At 65.2% G+C, this 2500-nt stretch carries 3 protein-coding genes; all 3 read left to right on the top strand.

What is annotated here, in order from left to right; genetic code table 11:
- Positions 1 to 284, top strand: a 284-nt coding sequence (locus ACRDPS_RS08270; RefSeq protein ID WP_431501148.1) for a hypothetical protein, incomplete at its 5' end; no start/stop codon positions are given.
- Positions 281 to 1201: a GIY-YIG nuclease family protein gene (locus ACRDPS_RS08265; protein WP_431501147.1), complete on the top strand. Its 921-nt coding sequence runs from the start codon at positions 281 to 283 to the stop codon at positions 1199 to 1201. The genes ACRDPS_RS08270 and ACRDPS_RS08265, both read left to right, overlap by 4 nt.
- A 93-nt stretch (positions 1202 to 1294) precedes the next feature.
- Positions 1295 to 2368, top strand: a complete 1074-nt coding sequence (locus tag ACRDPS_RS08260; protein WP_431501146.1) for a class I SAM-dependent methyltransferase — start codon at positions 1295 to 1297, stop codon at positions 2366 to 2368.
- Positions 2369 to 2500: the final 132 nt, after the last annotated feature.

The following is a 2500-nucleotide window of genomic DNA, read 5'->3' as shown; positions in this document are numbered from 1 at the left end:
AGACCTTCGAGCAGTCTCAGATTCGCGAGTTCGTCCAGGTCCTGGTCGCGCGTCTGCTGGGCTATCCCGATCTGGTGAAGCAGACCAAGGTGAACTCGAAGAAGCAGTTCCTGGAGTCCCAGGACTTTCAGGCGGCTGTGACCGAGGCCGTCGTGGACAACCAGGACGCGCACAACACCATGGCCGACTACTTCTTCACTGATGGTCCCGGAATCCACGGGGTGATCGTGGCGATCGCTGACGCGTTCTACGAGGCGGCGGTCGATCAGAATGTCCGCGGGTGAGGAATGACGACGAGGCTAGTGACAACGTGGCCGCTGCGCATCCGTCGTATCTGACCCTCGGGCACGTGCTCGATTCGGTCGGTGCTGACCACGAGCCGTCCATCCGGCTCGACGAGATCCGCCTCATCCGGCATGCGTTCAAGCCCGGTGACGCTGTCGGGTTACGCGGGCCCGAGGACCTTACGGAAGAGCGGGTCCTGGCCTACACCCGTGAACAGGAGATCTCCACGAGAAGATTTCCGGCCGAACCTGAACGCTATTGGGCGGTGCTGATCGCTGATGGTCAGCGTCGATCTCGTCTGTTCGGCGTGTACGAGAACTACGGCGAAGTGGTCTCAGAGCGATCAGAGACGACTCGATGCTTCGACTTGCGGCGCACTGACTTCCTTGCGCCGCTGGCCGACCGACTCGTCATCGAGTGGAGCAGTCCGAGGAACTGGCATCGACGAGCGACCAGCGCGGCAGCGCTGCCCGTGCTGGAGATCGCCGACCGCGACAAGGTTCCGTTTCCCGGGTTCGATCGCGTCCTGCTCCGATTCCACGAGCTCCGGGAGATGACCATCGATCACCGATACGCCGACTGGCGTGCCGCGCTCTCGGAGGTGCAGGGCATCTACCTGATCACCGACTCCTCGACCGGTAGGCAGTACGTCGGGAAGGCTGATGGCGGTGAGCGAATCCTCGGCAGATGGATGCAATACGCCCGAGACGGTCATGGCGGCAACGTAGCGTTGCGGGAACTCGCTGCTGCGGCAAGTAGGCACGGAGGGTCTGTGGGTATCGATCATGCTCGCCACTTCGTATTCAGCATCCTGCGCGTGTTTGGCCCGTCGACGTCTTCTTCGGAGGTAGACGCTGCCGAGTCCCATTACAAGAACGCCCTGATGACGCGCGAGTTCGGTCTGAACCGCAACTGACGGTACAGATGAGGTTGGAATGCTGTACCTCAAACCATGTATGACCTGGGCCGGACAGCTCGTGGTGAGCGTGACTCGGGCGAGGGTGGGTGGATGGACGCATCCCAGCAGACGGCGGATGAAGTCGCTGAGCGGCTCTTCGGCTCGCTCCTCGGCATGGTTGAGATCATTTCGGTGTTCCTCGGAGACCGCCTCGGTTGGTATCGCTCGCTGACTGAAGAGGGCCCGTCCAGTGCGGTCGAGTTGGCGGGGCGTACCGGGACGCAGGTTCGATACGCACGGGAGTGGCTTGAGCAGCAGGCGGTGGTGGGGCTGTTGGTGGTCGATGAAGACGGAGACGCCGACGATCGGCGCTTCGCCATCCCGGCCAGCACGGCGGAGGTGATGACCGACTCGACCAGCCTGGCCCATCTGGTGCCCGTCGCCCGGATGTTCGCGGCGGTAGGGCCGGCGCTACCTCGGCTCCTCGAGGCGTACCGGAATGGGGGCGGGGTCAGCTGGGACGAGCTCGGTGATGAGGCTCGGCAGTCCCAGGCCGACGGCAATCGGCCGTGGTACGAGAAGCAGCTCGGGCCGGCGCTTGCCGTCGTGCCCAGCATCCACGATGTACTCGCCGAACCGGGGTGTCGGGTGCTCGACGTGGGCAGCGGTGGGGGCTGGTCGAGCATCGCCTTAGCCTGCGCCTACCCCGAGGCCACGGTGCTCGGCATCGACATCGACCAGCCCTCGGTCGACATGGCCGTGGTGAATGCCCGCGAGGCGGGTGTCGAGGACCGGGTGCGCTTCGTGTGCCAGGACGCGGCCACGCTGGAGGAGGGGACGGTCGACGTGGCGTTCGCCTTCGAGTGCGTGCACGACATGCCCCGGCCGGTCGAGGTCCTCAGCGCGGTCCGGAGGACCCTCGTGCCCGGTGGGTCGCTGGTGGTGATGGACGAGGCCGTGGCGGACGCCTTCGCTCCGGACGGCGACGAGCTGGAGCGGCTCATGTACGGGTTCAGCCTGCTGGTGTGCCTGCCGGACGGGCTCTCGTCGCCGCCGAGCGTCGGGACCGGGACGGTGATGCGGCCTTCGACGTTGCAGGGCTACGGCGACTCCGCGGGCTTCAGCGGGTTCGAGATTCTGCCGATCGAGGGGTTCGGGTTCTGGCGCTTCTACCGGCTGTTCTGACCACGTCCGGGCAGATCGGACGTGGTCAGCAGCGCACGGTGTATCTCGAACCGGCGCTTACCCACGGCGTATCTCGGGAGTTCGGGCTATGGACGCGCGCAACTGTTATGCCGCGGTGGTGCCGTCTGGCGG

It is taken from the genome of Nocardioides sp. (assembly GCF_050699375.1).
GTDB lineage: Bacteria > Actinomycetota > Actinomycetes > Propionibacteriales > Nocardioidaceae > Nocardioides.
Note: the sequence above shows the minus strand (reverse complement) of the source record. Positions and strands in the feature narration are given on the sequence as shown.

What these genes read in the sequence shown, in the direction of transcription:
- ACRDPS_RS08260 (WP_431501146.1), top strand. Translation starts at nt 1,295, where the DNA reads ATGGACGCATCCCAGCAGACGGCGGATGAAGTCGCTGAGCGGCTCTTC.